Source organism: Paenibacillus sp. FSL R5-0928 (assembly GCF_037970385.1).
In the GTDB taxonomy this organism is placed as follows: Bacteria; Bacillota; Bacilli; order Paenibacillales; family Paenibacillaceae; genus Paenibacillus_AQ; species Paenibacillus_AQ odorifer.
Genome location: NZ_CP150225.1, coordinates 5496730 through 5515879, shown reverse-complemented (window position 1 = coordinate 5515879; position 19150 = coordinate 5496730). Strand labels below are relative to the sequence as shown.

The window sequence follows — 19150 nt, the reverse complement described above, 5'->3', positions numbered from 1 at the left end:
GCAGAAGCTTGCCAAATGAGGATGAACTCATGGAAGTGTATGCTTACAAAACTAAGCAGCTGCTTTCGAAGTGAGTTTTGTTCGAAGTAATTCATGGAAGTGTATGCTTACAAAACTTTTAGGAGGCTGGTACACAATGGAACCGGATCTGCAGCTATATTCTGTGCGCACCGATTTGGCGTTAGAGGCAAAGGAAATGGCTCAAGGCCCACAACGAACGCCAATCCCTGGTGTGAACGAAGAAGTGGAAGAGTCTGATGGGATTAAAGTGACCCGTCTTGGTGTAGCTAATGCTGCCGGATCACAGGCAATAGGACGCGCAATTGGCAACTATGTAACCCTTGAGGTACCCGCTCTGCGTGGCGGAGATACAGGCTTGCAGCAAAAGGTGGCAGAAGTTTTTGCCCGCGAATTTGAGGACTTTTTGATCAGAATTGGGATTGGCAAGGATGCATCTGTGTTGATTGTTGGTCTTGGTAACTGGAATGTTACACCGGATTCACTGGGTCCTTTAGTGGTGGAGAACTCACTCATTACACGGCAGTTCTATGAGCTGGTTCCGGATCAGATCTCCCCTGGTTATCGTAAGGTGAGCGCTATTGCTCCTGGAGTGCTTGGGCTGACTGGAATTGAGTCGAGTGAGGTCGTGCAGGGAATCGTGGATCGCACGAAACCTGAGCTTATTATCGCCATAGATGCGTTGGCATCCCGGTCACTGGAGCGTATCAATACGACGATTCAAATTGCCGACATTGGGATCCATCCCGGTTCGGGGATTGGCAACAAGCGACGTGGATTGACCCAAGAAATTCTGGGTGTTCCTTGTATCGCAATCGGAGTGCCCACTGTCTGCTATGCATCAACTATTGTGAATAATGTGCTGGAGATGATGAAAAATCACTTCGGGCAAGGAGCAAACCATACTAAGGAAATCATGGGAATGCTGGACGATATCTCTGAGCAGGAACGCTTGTCATTAGTGAAGGAAGTGCTTGAACCCCTGGGGCACGATTTGATCGTCACTCCCAAGGAAATCGATGAATTTATTGAAGGGATCGCGAATATCGTGGCCAGTGGTTTGAATGCGGCTTTACATGATGCGGTTGATCCTGAGAATGTTGGCGCGTATACCCACTAACTGAATTATGGTTTGTTAAGCCCGGCGGGATGCTGAATTAAGGTATCCTGTACGGGCTTTAAGTCTATTCTCTCATTTTCGGTTCTAGTATTGCTCTTGCACTCATAGATTTGGAGTATAAGAGATTACAGAGGGCTGGAGGAGGACATAACTACAATGAATAAAAAATGGTTTCAGCTTTGGAACATCGGCCGTTTAAGGGGAAAAATGCTGGATGTTTTATCGCTGGGGAGAACGATGCTGCTGTTGGCCGGAGGTTCACTAGTATTTTTTATGCTGCTTGGAGCCGGTGGATTAGCCGGACAGAAGCTTAGCTCTTCACCCATTCCTTCAATGAAGGGGCTTGCCGCCTCCCTGTCTAGTGGTTTTTTCATGGAGCTGCTGGGGATGGAGGTGCCGCATTTACCGCAGGGTAAAGAGCCATCCGCTTTTTCAGGTGAAAAGGTAACTTCTTTCGTATTTCAGTTGCTGACCAGCGTGAATCCAGGTGACCCTAAGAGTCTAGTCTCTCGTGAAGTGCCGGGGATGGCGGCGGATGATCCATTTCTTTTGCGGAAAGGTTCAGGTGGATCTACAGGAGCACCAGTGGATTATCATCCTGGGACTGATGAGCTGGCTGAGGGTAGTGGAGATGCGGAAACTTCTGTTCCGGACGAAGGGGACAAGCATGGAGATACTACAACACAGCAGCCTGAAGCGACGGTTGCACCATCTCCTGATCCATCAGCGGCGGAGGAAGGGACGGATAAGAGTAATCCGCAAAGCGGTACAGACAGCACTAAGGATACCTCGATCAAACGGATTCTAATCTATCATTCACATCCTAGAGAAGCCTACAATCCTCTGTTAGGGGCAGCAAATGAAAATCCCAGCTCCGGAGTTTCAACTAAAAATGTAATGCTGGTAGGATCATATATTACGAAAAGACTGGAACAGCTCGGGATTGGTACGGTTCATGCCAAAGAAGATTTTCCGACCAAAGTCACCGACTATAACTGGAACTTTTCCTATAAATATTCCCGGATCTTGGTTAAATCAGCACTCAGCGCAAATGAGGAAATGGATAGTTTTATCGACATTCACCGTGATTCGCAGCGTCATAGCAAAACAACAGCTGTTATTGACGGGAAAAGCTATGCACAGGTCTATTTTATCATTGGACATGCAAATAAAGACTGGAAGAAGAACGAAGAGTTTGCCAATAAGATTCATCAACAGCTTGAAAAGAATTACCCGGGAATATCTCGTGGGATATGGGGAAAAGCTGCGGGTAAAGGCAACAACGGAGAGTACAATCAGACCCTGTCTCCCAATAGTGTTTTGATTGAAGTGGGCGGAATTGATAACTCGGCTGAGGAATTAAAGCGGACGGCTGATATTTTGGCAGATGCTATCGCTGATGTGTACTGGAGCAGTCATGACGCTCAGAAGGTGAACGCACCTGAAAAAGTGGCGAATCCCACTACAACACCAAAGAAATCAAACGGAGCTTCGTAAAATAAATTACCAAGGATCAAAAAGGAGTGGTGTACATGTCGCGTTTCGGAAAAAAACTGGTTATGGTTGGGATTTGGGCAGGGATTGGCATCCTCTTAGGGATGCAGTTCGGCGGAAGCGGTGGGTCAACAGTCTCTAAGATTCTACCCGGCTGGAATGCCAGCCCGACTACGCAGACCAGTCAAGTAACAGGCATGCAGCCACAGCCACAACTGCAAAAGAATGGTGTGACACAGCGTGGGCAGACTTATGTATATGTGCCAATGGTGATCGATCCTGTCACAGGTGCATATACGGCTGTTTCTCCTTTGCCTCAAAATAGCAATACAACGCCAGCCGCAGATCCTCCTCAGCAAGTTGTGGATGATTATAGTACGAAATCTCCGGAGCAAATTCTAATTCCTGAGGAGCAAAAGCCTACAGTCGATGTTCTGGCTGATAAGACGGCAGGTCTCTTGCAGCAGGCTTCCCAGAAGGGAATCCGCTGGGTAGTTTCATTGTTCGCTTCGGCAGAAAATTAACAGCAAATTTAGAAGAAACGGTTATTTCACGGGATCGTGTATAGCTGTTTCTTTTGTTTTGGGCCAGCGCGGGATTGATGGAGTAAGCTTGTACTGTTATAATAAGTGGATTAATATCAGGCTGTCTGTGGGGGTAAGGAATGACTGACGTTCAGAAAAGACAACAACAAATTCGCAATTTCTCGATTATTGCACATATAGACCATGGTAAATCGACACTAGCTGACCGCATTTTGGAATACACGGGGGCACTAACCACGCGTGAAATGCAGGAACAGGTACTCGATCAGATGGATCTGGAGCGCGAACGTGGTATCACAATAAAGCTGCAAGCCGTGCGTTTAACCTATCGTGCAGACGATGGTGTAGAGTATTATCTCAACTTGATTGATACACCGGGGCACGTCGATTTCACCTATGAAGTTTCCCGCAGTCTTGCAGCATGTGAAGGCGCACTGCTGGTCGTGGATGCGGCTCAAGGAATTGAAGCACAGACGCTGGCCAATGTGTATTTAGCACTGGATAACAACTTGGAAATCCTACCTGTGCTCAACAAAATTGATTTGCCAAACGCTGACCCTGACCGGGTAAAGCAGGAGATTGAGGATGTTATCGGGCTGGATACCAGTGAAGCGGTTATGGCATCTGCCAAAGCCGGTATCGGAATCAAGGAAATTCTGGAGCAGGTGGTGAAGCAGGTTCCTGCGCCATCCGGTAATTCAGAAGAGCCGCTTAAAGCATTGATCTTTGACTCTCACTACGATCCTTACAAAGGCGTTATCGTCTATGTGCGCGTAATGGACGGGAAGATCCGTGCGGGTTCGAAGATTAAGATGATGGCAACTGAGAAGACCTTCGAGGTCATTGAAGTTGGCGCATTTATGCCGCGTATGACCATTGTCGATGAATTGAACATCGGTGATGTTGGCTTTATCGTAGCTGGGATCAAGCATGTTGGAGATACCCGTGTCGGTGATACTGTCACTGACGCAAAGAATCCTACTGCTGAGCCGCTTCCGGGTTACCGTAAGATCAACCCGATGGTATATTGCGGGTTGTATCCGATTGAGACCTCCGATTATAACGATCTTCGTGAGGCCTTGGAGAAGCTCCAGCTAAATGATGCTTCGCTAAGCTTTGAGCCGGAAAGCTCAAGCGCGCTTGGATTTGGTTTCCGTTGCGGTTTCCTTGGACTCTTGCATATGGAGATCATTCAAGAGCGGATTGAGCGCGAGTTCAATCTGCCGCTAATCACAACAGCGCCGAGTGTTATTTACCGAATTATGCTGACCAATGGCGAAATGATCCAAATCGACAACCCGTCACATTATCCGGAGATAGGTACGATTGACTACATTGAAGAGCCGTATGTTAAAGCAGCGATCATTGTGCCTAACGACTTCGTGGGTACTGTAATGGAGCTGTGCCAGAACAAACGCGGCGAGTTCGTAAATATGGAATATCTAGATACTAATCGTGTAACGATTACGTACGAGATTCCGCTGTCTGAGATCGTTTATGATTTCTTTGATCAGTTGAAATCCGGTACGAAAGGATATGCTTCTTACGACTATGAAATTTGTGGATACCGTCGTTCGAATCTGGTCAAGATGGATATCTTGCTTAACAATGAGCAGGTCGATGCCTTGTCCTTTATCGTTCACCGCGATCGTGCCTACAACCGCGGACGTATCATTTGTGAGAAATTACGTGGGATTATCCCTCGTCAAATGTTCGAAGTGCCGATTCAAGCCTCTGTGGGTACGAAGGTAGTTGCGCGTGAAACCGTTAAGGCGATGCGCAAAAACGTACTTGCTAAATGTTACGGCGGTGATATTTCCCGTAAACGGAAGCTGCTTGAGAAGCAAAAAGAAGGTAAGAAACGCATGAAGCAAGTGGGTAGTGTAGAAGTACCACAAGAAGCGTTTATGGCAGTACTGAAGATCGACGAGTAAAAAATAGGTAGAGCCGGGAGAATATCCCGGCTCTATTTTTTTGAGCAGGAGCAGATTACAATAGGGGGAAGGATTGTAAGCACATACAAAGTGAGGGGAGTCCTCGTGAAGCGATTATATTTGAAACTTACGCCAAGTACCTTTAAGAATCGGATTTTGTTAGCTTTCTTGCTGTTGGTACTAACACCCATTGCCATACTCGTTCTATATAACTTTAAAGAGACAGAACGAATGCTGCAGGATAATGCGGAAACGAAGAACATAGAGCAGCTTATTGGTATTAAGAATGGTTTTGTTGATCTCATGAGTCTCGTGATGAAAACAGGGTCATTACTCGAACAAGATACGACGATTTTATCGATAATGAAGAATCCCGAGCAATCTGATGAAATCACGAGAAAAAAACTCGTTGAAAACAAGTTTGGAGCGATTGAAAATACATTCTTCATGAGTGGAGCGACGGTGTATTATACTTTAATCGACCTTCATGGAAACGCATACACTTCCTTTATGCCAAAGGAAACTTTGAGCTACGACGAAATCCAATCGGAGGATTGGGTTCAAGCATTGAAGCGAGAAGGAACGAATCGATATATATGGAATCCGAATGACAAGAATAATGTGGTCCGGGAAAGTACAACAAGTAAGAAAATGCTTAGTCTCTATGAAGTTATGCGTGATAATGATTTGAATATTTATGCCTATGCAAGATTAAGTATCGATTATGAGGAGTGGTTTACTAGATCAACGTTAGGGAGTAAACAGGAAGGGGCTTTATTTCTACTCGATGCCTTGGGGGGAGTGATGCTTAATCCCCTTAAGGATGAGGCTTTTTCCTCTGATATTGCGCAGAGTATTGTGAAGAGTGCCAACCAGCGGCAGACGGGGCGTGCTGCATCCATTGTCAACCCGAAGGAGGAAAGCTTATACACCTACAGCTACATCGAGGAGTTAAATGGCTATGTTGTTAAAAAGGTGCAGCTAGCACAGCTTTTTCTTGAAGTAGACAAGCAGAAACGACGGTTTTTTGGTGGATTTGGAATCATTCTGCTGCTATTTGTTCTATTAACTTATTTCATATCATCGACGATTACAGTGCCGCTTAAGAAGCTACAGAAGAAGATGGAAATGACCGCTAAGACGAATCTCAAAATGAAATTACCCGAGCAAGGGCGGGGAGAGATTCTTGCCCTGACTCAGAGTTTCAATATAATGATTCATGATTTAAATGAGCTGTTGCAGCGTCTTCAGCTTGAAGAAAAACAGAAGCAATTCGTTCGGTTTCAGGTATTACTTTCGCAGATGAACCCGCATTTTCTACTAAATACATTGAATACGATAAAGAGCATTGCCTTAGATAAAGATGATGATGAAATTTATGGAATTTGTGTTGCACTAGGAAAAATATTGGAGACAACCTTAAATACTGAAGTGGATTTGATCCTGTTAAAGGATGAAATCGTACTAATAGAATCTTACATGGAGATACAGCGGCAACGTTTTGGACATGGGATTGAAATTCAATATGATATCAACGAGGAGCTGCAATACGCGTTAATCCCTAAATTTTGTCTGCAGCCCTTAATTGAAAATAGCTTGATTCACGGCTTCGGTCAGTCAGTAAAACAAGGGAGAATTGATATCTCCGCTAAGGTGACTGGACAACAGCTGTACCTGCAGGTTAGAGATAACGGCATGGGGATAGAAAGAGCACAGCTGAATAAGGCTACACGGAAACGTAAAGGAATCGGTGTTCAGAATATTAGGGAGAGCTTAGAGCTGTTGTTCAAGAATCAACGGACAGGTATGGACATTGTATCTTCGGATACAGGAACTGAAGTGATCATCCATTTTCCATTCCTTATTTCAAAACCTTACGATGGAGGTAAGCTCACATGTGGAGAACGTTAATTGTGGATGATGAACAACCTGCGGTTAAAAGTATACGGAAGCTATTCTTAAAGGCTGGAATCCCGTTTGAAATTATAGGTGAGGCGGAGAATGGAGAAGTAGGCTTGCAAATGATTCGTGAGCTTCAGCCTGATGTGGTAGTGACGGATATCAATATGCCGGTGATGGATGGGGTGAAGCTTCTTCAAATTGCGCGAGAGGAAGGCTTCGAATGCCGGTTTGTAATGTTGACCGCATTGAGTGAATTTGAATACGCCCGCCAGGCGCTCGTATTTGGGGCTTCGGACTACATTTTGAAGTTATCTTTAGATCTCCAAGGTTTGAAGCAGACCATGGGTAAGGTTCAGGCCGAGCTGGAGCGAATGGTGAAGATGAAGAAAGCCGATAAATGGTTTCCGGAGAAGCAACAAACGGGACCGACAGATCATGTGGAGATGAACAAAATTATAGCTTATATTGAAGAACATTATGCTGAGGACATCTCGCTCAAATCCATGTCAGAGTTGATCCGGATGGATGCCAGCTATATAAGTGACTTATTCAAGAAAAAGACAGGGAAAACGTTGACCAATTATATTCAAGAGCGTCGGATTCAGGCTGGGAAAATGCTGCTTGCAGAAACGAAGCTAACGATTAGCGAGATTGGGCAGCAGGTAGGCTTTGAGAACGATAATTATTTTATAAAAATCTTCAAAAAGTGGTGTGGTGTCACGCCAAATGAATTCCGTAAAGAACCAAAAAACGTTCTATAAGTTCCCAAATGTAGTTCATCCCCCAGAATCCGCTCTGATGATAAAGTTATAGATGTAGAGCACAACACATAATCCTTCCAAGGGGGAAGCTATCTATGAAGAAAAAGTGGTATCCTGCAGTGCTTTCTGTCTTATTAGCAGGTACGATGCTGGCTGGTTGTGGGAGTGGTGGAAGTAATGAGGCGCAGGGCAGTGCAAATGGAGAAACAGCAAAGGAGAAAATAAAGCTTACGATGTGGGGGGCAGTTCCTGCCGAAGCCGGGCCTCAAGCTGTAATTGATAACTGGAATAAAGATCATCCAGACATTCAGGTCGAGTATATCCGTAATGTAAATGACGATGCAGGCAACTTAAAGCTAGACACTGCATTGATGACCAATCAAAACATAGACCTTTTCATGAACTACGATCTTGCTCATTTACAGAAACGTATGGATGCAGGCGTTGCCTTGGATCTGAGCACGAAAACAGATTATGATATCGACAGCCAGATCGGCGAGGACGCAGCGATGTGGAAAATCAATGATAAGTACTATGGGATTCCTACAAAGAAAAACATGGCGTTTGTATGGTTGAACAAAGATATGCTGGATGCAGCAGGATTACCGATTCCTGCGGTGGACTGGACTTGGTCAGATCTTGAGGAGTATGCGAAGAAGCTAACGAAGCCTGGTGTGTACGGATTATTGCAGGCAGATTCCTCCTTCTCAACAACGATGGACGGTACGCTGGCTGGAATGGGTGTGAAACAGGCGGATGGTACCTCAAACTTTGGGAATGATCTCTGGAAACAGCACCTGGAAATATTGCATAACATGATGTTCGTAGACAAATCCACACCGGAATATGGGGAGCAGCTGACCAGTAAAATGCCGGTGGATACCATGTTCCTGCAAGGCAAAGCGGCAATGCTGGCAGCCGGTGAATTTATTTTTAGAAATGCGAACAACTTGAAGGACTATCCGCATGATTTCAAAACCGCGTTCGCCGCTATTCCAAAAGTGAATAAAGATCAAAAGGATTATAAATATTCGGGCGGTGTGGGTGACATGCTTGCTCTTAATGCAAAGTCCAAGAATCTGGATGCAGCTTGGGAGTTCGCAAAATGGTATGCGGATGGCGGTATGCTGCCAATGGCAAGCGGGGGTCGTATTCCAGCCTCTAAGAGTGTGGACAGTAAGGAAGCGATGAGCCTTCTCTTGAATGGTGTAGAAGACAAATATGATACAGATTCAATGAATAATATTGTATTCGGCAAATTCCCATCCTTCCAGCTAAATGTACCTCAACAAGCCATTGATGCACGTAAAGAAGAGTATGAAAAATACTTCTTAAATAAGCAAGATATTGATACCACGATGAAAAATATGCAAACCCGTTCGCAAGAGTTAATGAAATAAAGAAATAGCTGGCACAAAAGAGAAGGAGGAAGATTTCTTCGTTCTTCTCTTTCGTGTACCCATTTTTCAGCATACGAAAGGCGGCGATACCGTGAAGCGGAGAAGCTGGATGGACAGACAAGGCTGGATCGGCATGACTTTTATTCTCCCGAATATGATTGGTATTCTCTTATTCTTTGTGATTCCTGCAATCTTTTCCTTTGTCCTGATGTTTACGAATTATCAATTTTCAAATCCGAATTGGCAATTTACCGGGCTGGATAATCTCAAACGGTTGTTCCATGACGATAATTTCTATGCCTCGATCAAATATACGGTGATATTCCTGATATCGGTTCCAGTATCGATGGTGCTCGCTTTTATTGTGGCGCTATTTCTAAACCGCAGTGTGTATCTTAAAGGCGTATTACGTGGAATGTTTTTCTTACCGTATATCTCTAGTGGAGTAGCCGTTGCATTTGTCTGGATGCTGCTATTTCAGCCTTCACAGGGACCCATCAATGAACTGCTTCGCTGGATTGGCATAACATCGCCGCCAGGATGGTTTGCAGATACGGAAACCGCAATGTATGCCATTGATATCGTACAGATTTGGCTGATGCTTGGCTACAATATGATCATATATTTAGCAGCACTACAGGAAATTTCGACAGAACAGCTAGAAGCTGCCCGGATCGATGGTGCAAGCACATTCAAAACAACATGGAAAATTGTATGGCCTCTTGTTAGTCCAACAACTTTTTTATTAATGATTACCGGATTAATTATGACGATGAAATCGTTCTCGATTATTCAAGCCATTACGGCTGGAGGACCTAGCGGAAGTACGACGGTCTTATCACTATTCGTTTATAAAACAGCATTCAGTTATTACGATATGGGATACGCTTCAGTCATTTCATGGTTCTTGTTCGCCGTCATTCTCGTCATTACAGTCATTCAGTGGATCGGCCAAAAGCGCTGGGTTCATTACTAAATAACCCTACAAAGTGGAGCTTTGCGGGAGGCCCCGAAACCATAAATTAAAGGAGCAGGCGGTATGAATGAAAAAGCAGGAAACATGAAGGTGAAGCTGCCAGTGACGATCATCATGTTTGTTCTAGGACTATTTATGATTGTGCCTTTTCTATGGATGCTCAGCACATCTTTTCAGACACCTGCCGAGGTGTTTAACGAATGGCTGCCTTCATCTCTCAACTGGAGCAATCATATTCGGGTATGGACAGGAAGTTATGATTTTGTTCCGTATTATTTAAATTCACTTAAGATATCGATTATTGGAACTGCGGGAGCTGTGTTTCTATCTGCCCTTGCCGCTTACGGATTTTCACGTACTTCGTTTAAAGGGCGTGATGGCCTATTCGTCATATATCTATCCATGATGATGATTCCACCGCAGGTGCTTTTTGTTCCTAAGTTTATCATGTTTAACTGGGTTGGGATTTACAATACGCACTTGGCCCTAATCCTTCCAGCCATGTTCTCGATCTTCGGTGTATTTATGCTTCGGCAGTTCTTCATGGGCATTCCTAAGGAAATTACGGAATCTGCTTTTCTGGATGGAGCCGGGCATTACAAAATATTTTTCCGCTTAATTCTGCCATTAGCGAAGCCGGCAATCGCTACATTTGCTATTCTTGATTTCTCCTGGCAATGGAATGATTATGAGAATGCGCTTGTATTTTTGCAGAGCCCTAAGCTATATACCATTCCGCTTGGATTACAGAATTTTATTCTTGAGAACAATGTGGATTACAACGGAATGATGGCCGCTTCGTCGGCTGCGATCATTCCAATGATTGTTATCTTCTTCATAGGTCAGAAATATATTATTCAAGGGATTTCTAGCTCGGCTGTGAAAGGCTAACTATAGGAGGGTACTGACATGAGAACAGAAACGGTTAAATCCGATGTGACAGTGGTCGGGGGTGGACTTGCAGGGATGAACGCGGCGATTGCTGCAGCACGTCTTGGGTTAAAGGTAGCACTGGTACAGAATCGTCCTGTACTTGGTGGTAACTCGAGTTCAGAGGTTCGGGTATGGGTATGTGGTGCAACAGGACATGGTGTAAATCGCTATGCACGTGAGACAGGCATTATGGGTGAGCTGTTCATCGAGAATCAATACCGGAACCCGGAAGGGAATCCGTATCTATGGGATCTAACCTTGCTCGAAGCGGTGAAGGCAGAATCGAATATCAGCTTGTTCCTAAATACCGATGTACGTGAAGTGGAAGCGGAAGGTGAGGCAGAGGAGCGTACGATTCAGAGTGTGACCGGCTGGATGATGGGATCTGAGCGTTTAATCACGTTCGAGAGCGATGCTTTCATCGATTGTACGGGTGATGGTTTAGTTGGCTTCCTAGCAGGAGCGGATTTCCGATTAGGACGTGAAGCCCGTCATGAATTTAATGAGGAATGGGCACCAGAAGTGCCTGATAATATTACATTAGGCAGTACATTATTATTCTATACACAGGATACTGGAAAACCGGTACGTTATGTAGCACCCTCATTCGCGAAGGATATTACAACAACGTCTATCCCGATCCGCCGGGTCATTCGGAGTGGGGATTCAGGCTGTCACTACTGGTGGATTGAGTGGGGCGGCGAGCTTGATACGGTGGATGAGAATGAACGTATACGTGATGAACTATCCTCTGTTATTTATGGAATTTGGGATTATATCAAAAACTCAGGCCATTTTGATGCCGAGAATATGACGCTTGAATGGGTTGGCTCGATTCCGGGTAAACGTGAATACAGACGGTTTGTTGGCGATACGATTCTAACGCAAAATGATATTCTCGCGCAGCGTGAATTTGCAGACCGTATTGGATTTGGTGGCTGGTCGATTGATCTACATCCACCACAGGGGATGTACGCACATGAGAGTGGCTCCAAGCATCTGCATGCGGACGGGATCTACCATATTCCATTTGGTTCGCTATATTCGAAGAATGTACGGAATCTATTCTTCGCGGGTCGTAATATCAGTGCATCTCATGTGGCTTTTGGAACAACACGCGTTATGGCAACCTGTGCAATCATGGGTGAAGCAGCTGGAACAGGTGCCGCTTTATCCGTCATCAAAGGTGTGCCCCCTCGTGAAATTCGCGAGCAGTATATGCATGAATTGCAGCAGGTGATGTTAAAGCAAGATGCTTCGATTATTGGATTACGTAACGAAGATCCACTGGACCTCGCCAGAAAAAGCGAGATTCATGCATCCAGCACGATGAATGGTATCCTGCTGGATCGCCCAGCCGAAGCTTATGAGCTTTCTCATGATGTAGGGATTTTGTTTCCGGTTGAAGGAAGTATCCGTGGGTTAAGGCTGCTTGTGTCAGCAAGTATTCAGACGCAGCTGACCGTGGAGATCTGGACGACTGGACGCGCGGAAAATTACGTGCCGGCGGAGTGCAAACAGGTTGATGTTATAACAGTACAGGCTGGAGAGCAGCAATGGATTGAAGTTCCGATACAAGAGGAGAAATGTAGTCCAATCGGCGAATGTAATATCTTCGCTATTATTCGAGCTAATGAACACCTTCAATTGCATATTTCAGAAACCCCAATCACTGGTGTCATTACATTTGAGCGAGGTGCTAAATCCGTTGTTGATTCAGCGCTGGAGGATCATCAGCCAGATCAGCCGGTGATAGAGTGGAGCATGAAACAACTTGTACGCAGGCATTTCTGCTTTGCAGTAGAAACATCGGCATATGCTGCATCTAAAGTCATTGATGGATATGTTCGACCTTTCGCGGGACCGCATAGCTGGGTTTCTGAGCCGATGACCGCGGGTAGATCGGAGTGGGTAGAGGCGCGTCTCCCGGATGCTGCCCCAGTCTCCGAAATTCATTTCACCTTTAATGATGATGTCAATGAAGATCTCATCAACTTACATCACCATGAAACGCCATTTCTAGTGATTCCTGAACTGGTAAAGAACTATGATGTAGAGCTGCTCATTGATGGCGCGTGGCAAGTCATGCTCCGTGTCAAAGACAACCATCGCCGGAAGAATGTTCATCGATTAGAGACGCCTGTCCTTACAGATGCTGTCCGAATCGTTATTCATGAAACTAACGGTGGAGTACATGCCGAACTTGTGGAAATGCGGATTTATCAAGAAGCAACGGTTTTGCCGTCCTTATAGGTACGGTATCCGTTTCTGCTGGAAATACAAAATATATAGGATAACGTAAAACTTATACTTTCATGTATTTTAAAATAGAGTGCATTTATAAATGAACGCCCTCGAAGGGAAGCCGTCAGGCTTCCCTTTTCTTGTTTTTTAGATTACACTATTCAAACGATATTTTTATATAAAGGAGACAGCTAATGACAACGAAGACTAATGGCCGTCCCCCTGAGGCTGTATACATTCATATCCCTTTTTGTACCAATAAGTGCTTTTATTGTGATTTTAATTCCTATGTACTCAAGGATCAGCCAGTTATGGATTATCTCGAAGCTTTGGATCGAGAGATGGAGCAGACCGTCAAGAACACCCCTCCGGGTGTTATCAAAACGATCTTCGTCGGCGGAGGCACGCCCACTGTTTTAAAACCTGATGAAATGGCTTATTTCTTAAAGTCTGTTCGTACGCATTTCCCAAACTGGGATAAAGATATTGAGTTCTCTATGGAAGCTAACCCTGGAACAACGGATCTGGACAAGCTGACGGTTATGAAAGAAGGCGGCGTGAACCGGGTGAGCTTTGGCGTTCAAGCATTTCAGAACGAGCTGCTCACAGGCATCGGCCGGATTCATAATGTAGATGATGTATACCGGAGCCTAGAGAATGCACGTGCAGTTGGACTAAATAATCTTTCAGTTGACCTGATGTTTGGGCTGCCTAATCAAACTGTTGAGATGTTGGGCGAAAGTATCCGCAAGGCGTTGGAGCTGGATCTACCCCACTATTCTATTTACAGCTTGAAGGTGGAGGAGAATACTCTTTTTCACACGCTGTTTAATAAGAACAAACTTCCTCTTCCTAATGAAGAAGATGAATTGCAAATGTACCTCCTGTTGATGTCCTCTATGAAGGAAGCTGGTTACAATCAATACGAGATCAGTAACTTCGCGAAACCGGGAATGGAGAGCCGCCATAATATCACCTACTGGCGTAATGAAGATTATTATGGTCTAGGAGCAGGAGCACATGGATATGTGGGGCGTCAGCGGCATATTAATGTTAAGGGCGTAAATCCATATGTAGAAGCAACACGTAAAGGGCTGCCACGACTGGATGCATACCCAATCTCAGAAGCAGAAGCGATGGAAGACTTTATGATGGTCGGATTGCGTATGCATGAGGGCGTCTCTAATGAAGCTTTTCAGGCGCAATTCGGGCGTTCAATAGAGGAAGTATTCGAGAAATCCTTGCATAAAATGCTGCATGCAGGGCTGTTGGAACAAGAAGCAGGAGTTTACCGACTCAGCAAGCAAGGAATCTTGTTTGGGAACGATGTTTTTGCTGAATTTGTAGGCGCCCTGACAGAAGTTTAATTTTAAAATACCCCTTGAATTGTAATTCACTCTGTTGTATATTTATTCATATTATCAACAGAGGGGTGAACCAAAGTGCTTGCCAAGACGGAAATGATTCGCCATTCGTCTCCAGCGGGAGACGCACAGGTGATTTGTAGAAATGCTGTGGTAGAAGACGTTGAGCCATTGTATCTAATGATAGAAGAGTATGCACAGCGCGGCATCATGTTGCCCCGTTCCCGGCAGGCGCTGACACGCCAGATCGATCAATTCGTAGTTGCTGAAGTCGAAGGCAGATTCGTAGGCTGTGGTTCACTTTTCAAGCTCGGGAATGATCTCGTAGAGATTCGCTCGATTGGCTTGAATGATGAAGGTAAGGGTAAAGGCGTAGGCTCCATGATATTGGCGAAGCTGGTCGAGGAAGCTAGGAACCAGAAAATCCCAAAGGTAATGGCACTAACCTATGCTGTTGATTTTTTTCTTAGAAATGGATTTGAAGTCGTCCAGAAAGAGATTTTCCCCGAAAAAGTATGGACAGATTGCGTGAATTGTAAAAAGCAGCATGCCTGCGATGAAATAGCAGTGCTTAAGATACTGAACTGACTTGACAACGTCAATGTCAGTTTGGTATTTTTGTATTAGTGGTTAGCACTCATCTGAGTCGAGTGCTAACGAATCGGAGCCACAGCCGATAGGAGGGAATAACATGTTAACTGATCGCCAGAGAATGATACTAAATGCAATTGTGGATGATTATATTTCATCGGCAGAGCCAGTAGGATCTCGCAGCATTTCTAAACGGGGAGATGTAGGATACAGTCCGGCTACGATTCGAAATGAAATGGCTGACCTGGAGGATTTAGGTTATCTCGAGCAGCCTCATACATCGGCGGGAAGAATTCCTTCCCATAAAGGATACCGATATTATGTGGATCATTTGGTACCGTGGAATTCCGCCGAAACGGCAGAAATGGGCACGATCCGCGCTTTTTTTGCCGAGAAGCTAAATGCAATGGAGCAGGTAATCCAACATGCGGCGATGATTCTTTCCAATATGACGAATTATACTTCCATCCTGCTGGGACCGGAGGTTTTTCATACTTCATTGCGTCATTTTCAGTTGTTACCACTAGATGATACAACCGCTGTGGCCATTATCGTCACAAGTACGGGGCAAGTTGAGAATCGTACGGTGAACATTCCGCCGGAGATTTCTGTTTCCGAGATGGAGAAAGTGGTTAACCTACTGAATAGTAAACTGGTCAATGTACCACTCTATAAGCTGAAGACTCGGCTCTATTCCGAGCTTGGCGAAGAAATGCAGCGTCACATCTCACATTATGAAGAATTAATGCAGGTGCTGGACACCGCGCTGGAAAGCGATCAAGAGCAGCGCATCTATCTCAGCGGAGCAACGAATATGCTGACACAGCCTGAGTTCAAAGACGTAGACAAGGTGAAGAGTATTCTTGATCTGCTGGAAGAGACACCGACACTGCTCAAAATGCTGGCCCCTACAGTGGGTGGCACAGGTATTCAAGTACGAATAGGAACAGAAAACAATCACGAAGCGTTCGCTAACTGTAGTCTGATCACCGCCACTTATTCACTTGATGGGCAGGCACTAGGAAGCATTGGAATCCTTGGGCCGACCCGTATGGAATATGCAAGAGTGATGGGGATCTTGGGCATTTTATCCCGAGATTTGACAGCGATGCTGGCGCACTGGTATAAGTGAACAGAGTCAACATGATTTCGTGAATGATTTTAAGGAGGTGAAGACAACTTGAAAAAGGAACAAGTTCAAGATTCTAATGAATTCAAAGAGGAATTGATCAATGAGGAGCCTGTGGCTGAAGTAGTCTCAGATGCCGACTCATTTACAGCTGAAAACGTTAGTGAAGGTGCTTCAGATACAGGTGCTGAGGTGAAACGCCTACAGGATCTTGCTGATGAATATCAAGGTCGTGCACTTCGTGCACAAGCTGATTTTGATAACTTCCGTCGTCGTACCCAGAAGGAAAAAGAAGAGTTGGCTCAATATGCTACCTCCAAGCTCCTGACGGAATTGCTTTCCGTGCTGGACAATTTCGAGCGTGCGTTAGTCACTACTCCAGCTAATCCTGAATCCGAAGCTTTCGCGAAGGGCGTTAATATGATTTTCCGTCAGCTGGATGGGGTATTGAAGGCTGAGGGGCTTACAGCTATGGAAACAGTAGGACAGCCTTTTAATCCTGAATACCATCAGGCTATTATGCAGGTTGAGAGCGAGGAGTACGAAGAGGGTATCGTTACAGAAGAGGTTCAAAAAGGATATCTTCTGAAAGATAGAGTTCTTCGTCCGGCCATGGTCAAAGTCAGCATGTAGTCTGTCTATATAGGACGGGCAGTTTCTGCTCGCCATAAAGCAGCAGTGCTTTTGCCTACTATTTATCCGATTGCAGGCTGTTGCCCGGATAGTTTATTATCAATCGAATTTTTTTGATATTTTTATAAATTTATTGAGCTTAGGCTCCATATAACTTTAGAGGAGGCAAATTATTGTGAGTAAAGTTATCGGTATTGACTTAGGAACCACGAACTCTTGCGTTGCCGTTATGGAAGGCGGCGAAGCCGTAGTAATTCCAAACCCAGAAGGCGCGCGTACAACCCCTTCGGTTGTAGGCTTTAAGAAAGACGGCGAGCGTATCGTCGGTGAAACGGCTAAACGCCAAGCGATTACTAACCCTGATCGTACGATCAGCTCTGTTAAACGTCACATGGGTACTAACCACAAAGAAAGCATTGATGGTAAAGACTACTCCCCACAAGAAATTTCGGCAATGATTCTGCAAAAACTGAAATCCGATGCAGAAGCTTATCTTGGCCAAACTGTTACTCAAGCGGTTATCACTGTTCCTGCTTATTTTAATGACAGCCAACGTCAAGCTACCAAAGATGCAGGTAAAATTGCAGGTTTGGAAGTTCTGCGTATTGTGAACGAGCCAACAGCAGCAGCTTTGGCATATGGTCTGGAGAAATCCGAAGATCAAACCATTCTAGTCTATGACCTTGGTGGCGGTACTTTTGACGTATCCATCCTTGAACTTGGTGATGGCTTCTTCGAAGTAAAAGCTACAAGCGGCGACAACAAGCTGGGTGGCGACGACTTTGACCAAGTGGTTATGGATTACCTGGTATCCGAATTCAAAAAAGAGCAAGGCATTGATCTGAGCAAAGATAAATCTGCTGTACAACGTTTGAAAGATGCAGCTGAAAAAGCGAAAAAAGAATTGTCAGGCGTACTGACAACAACTGTATCGCTTCCGTTCATCACTGTGGTTGACGGCGTACCTCAGCACTTAGAGATCAACTTGACTCGGGCGAAATTTGATGAACTGACTGCTGGTCTGGTAGAACGTACTTTGGGACCAACTCGTCAAGCATTGTCTGATGCTGGTATGACACCTGCAGACCTTACTAGAATCGTTCTGGTTGGTGGTTCTACACGTATCCCAGCTGTACAAGATGCTATCAAAAAGCTTACTGGCAAAGAACCACACAAAGGTGTGAATCCGGATGAAGTAGTAGCTCTTGGTGCTGCTGTTCAAGCGGGTGTATTGACTGGTGATGTTAAAGACGTTGTATTGCTTGACGTAACTCCGCTTTCCCTGGGTATTGAAACTGCAGGTGGCGTGTTCACGAAGATGATCGAGCGTAATACTACGATTCCTACAAGCAAATCCCAAGTATTCTCAACCTTTGCTGACAATCAACCTAGCGTAGAGATTCACGTGCTGCAAGGTGAGCGTCAAATGGCAAATGGCAACAAGACACTGGGACGCTTCATGCTGAACGAGATTCCACCAGCACCACGTGGCGTGCCACAAATCGAAGTTTCTTTCGATATTGATGCCAACGGTATCGTAAATGTATCTGCAACAGATAAAGGCACGAACAAGAGCCAAAAAATCACTATCACTTCTTCCAGCGGCCTGAGCGACGCAGAAGTAGAACAAATGATGAAGGATGCCGAGCTTCACGCTGAGGAAGACCGTAAGCGTAAAGAACTGGTAGAAGCGAAGAACGGTGCTGACCAACTCGTGTATTCTACTGAAAAAGTAATTAAAGATCTTGGTGATAAAGCTGATGCTTCTGATGTTGAAAAAGCAAATGAAGCTAAAGATAAAGTTAAAGCAGCACTTGAAACTGACAATCTTGAAGAAATCAATGCAGCTACAGAAGCATTGACTGAGATTGTACAACAGTTGTCCATGAAGCTGTACGAACAAGCTGCTCAAGCTGAGCAAGGTGCTGAAGGTGGCGCTGGAGCCGCTGAAGGCGCTCCTAAAAAAGATAATGTAGTTGACGCTGACTATGAGGTTGTTGACGAAGATAAGAATCAAGGGTAACCTTATACGATAAGTGTAATAGGAAACTGATAAATTCTTATATAGTTAAGAAGGGAAGGTCAAAACCGGGTCATCCCGTGTTT

The 19150-nt window shown here is 45.0% G+C and carries 15 protein-coding genes; all 15 read left to right on the top strand.

Annotation, left to right across the window (positions count from 1 at the left end; all coding sequences use genetic code 11):
* Positions 1-136: 136 nt before the first annotated feature.
* Positions 137-1138 carry a GPR endopeptidase gene (gene gpr, locus MKZ16_RS24905; protein ID WP_036677518.1) on the top strand — a complete coding sequence of 334 codons (1002 nt, stop codon included), beginning with the start codon at positions 137-139 and terminating at the stop codon, positions 1136-1138.
* Positions 1139-1294: 156 nt separating this feature from the next.
* A complete protein-coding gene (locus tag MKZ16_RS24900; protein WP_076105900.1) occupies positions 1295-2635 on the top strand; it encodes a stage II sporulation protein P in 1341 nt (446 codons plus the stop codon).
* 35 nt (positions 2636-2670) lie between these two features.
* Entirely contained in the window at positions 2671-3156 is a 486-nt protein-coding gene (locus tag MKZ16_RS24895; protein ID WP_076105902.1) for a hypothetical protein, read from the top strand.
* A 140-nt stretch (positions 3157-3296) separates the two neighbouring features.
* A complete protein-coding gene (gene lepA / locus MKZ16_RS24890; protein WP_036677511.1) occupies positions 3297-5111 on the top strand; it encodes a translation elongation factor 4 in 1815 nt (604 codons plus the stop codon).
* Between the two features lie 105 nt (positions 5112-5216).
* Positions 5217-7022: a histidine kinase gene (locus tag MKZ16_RS24885; protein WP_235219398.1), complete on the top strand. Its 1806-nt coding sequence runs from the start codon at positions 5217-5219 to the stop codon at positions 7020-7022.
* Positions 7007-7774, top strand: a complete 768-nt coding sequence (locus MKZ16_RS24880; RefSeq protein WP_036677509.1) for a response regulator — start codon at positions 7007-7009, stop codon at positions 7772-7774. Before MKZ16_RS24885 ends, MKZ16_RS24880 begins: the two co-directional genes overlap by 16 nt.
* 95 nt (positions 7775-7869) lie before the next feature.
* Complete coding sequence (locus MKZ16_RS24875; protein ID WP_038572941.1) at positions 7870-9174, top strand: extracellular solute-binding protein; 1305 nt, start codon at positions 7870-7872, stop codon at positions 9172-9174.
* Positions 9175-9265: 91 nt separating this feature from the next.
* Positions 9266-10150, top strand: coding sequence for a sugar ABC transporter permease (locus MKZ16_RS24870; RefSeq protein WP_232061438.1), 885 nt, complete (start codon positions 9266-9268; stop codon positions 10148-10150).
* A gap of 63 nt (positions 10151-10213) precedes the next feature.
* Positions 10214-11041, top strand: a complete 828-nt coding sequence (locus MKZ16_RS24865) for a carbohydrate ABC transporter permease (RefSeq protein ID WP_076105906.1) — start codon at positions 10214-10216, stop codon at positions 11039-11041.
* An 18-nt stretch (positions 11042-11059) separates the two neighbouring features.
* Positions 11060-13336, top strand: coding sequence for an FAD-dependent oxidoreductase (locus MKZ16_RS24860; protein WP_076105908.1), 2277 nt, complete (start codon positions 11060-11062; stop codon positions 13334-13336).
* Between the two features lie 185 nt (positions 13337-13521).
* Positions 13522-14694: a radical SAM family heme chaperone HemW gene (gene hemW / locus MKZ16_RS24855; protein ID WP_076105910.1), complete on the top strand. Its 1173-nt coding sequence runs from the start codon at positions 13522-13524 to the stop codon at positions 14692-14694.
* Positions 14695-14787: 93 nt separating this feature from the next.
* The gene (locus MKZ16_RS24850) at positions 14788-15279 is read left to right on the top strand and encodes an N-acetyltransferase (protein ID WP_076105914.1); all 492 of its coding nucleotides are present in this window, start codon (positions 14788-14790) and stop codon (positions 15277-15279) included.
* Between the two features lie 103 nt (positions 15280-15382).
* Positions 15383-16414: a heat-inducible transcriptional repressor HrcA gene (gene hrcA / locus MKZ16_RS24845; RefSeq protein ID WP_036677493.1), complete on the top strand. Its 1032-nt coding sequence runs from the start codon at positions 15383-15385 to the stop codon at positions 16412-16414.
* Between the two features lie 48 nt (positions 16415-16462).
* Complete coding sequence (gene grpE / locus MKZ16_RS24840) at positions 16463-17044, top strand: nucleotide exchange factor GrpE (protein ID WP_036677491.1); 582 nt, start codon at positions 16463-16465, stop codon at positions 17042-17044.
* A gap of 175 nt (positions 17045-17219) precedes the next feature.
* A complete protein-coding gene (gene dnaK / locus MKZ16_RS24835) occupies positions 17220-19067 on the top strand; it encodes a molecular chaperone DnaK (RefSeq protein ID WP_036677488.1) in 1848 nt (615 codons plus the stop codon).
* The last annotated feature ends 83 nt before the right edge of the window (positions 19068-19150 follow it).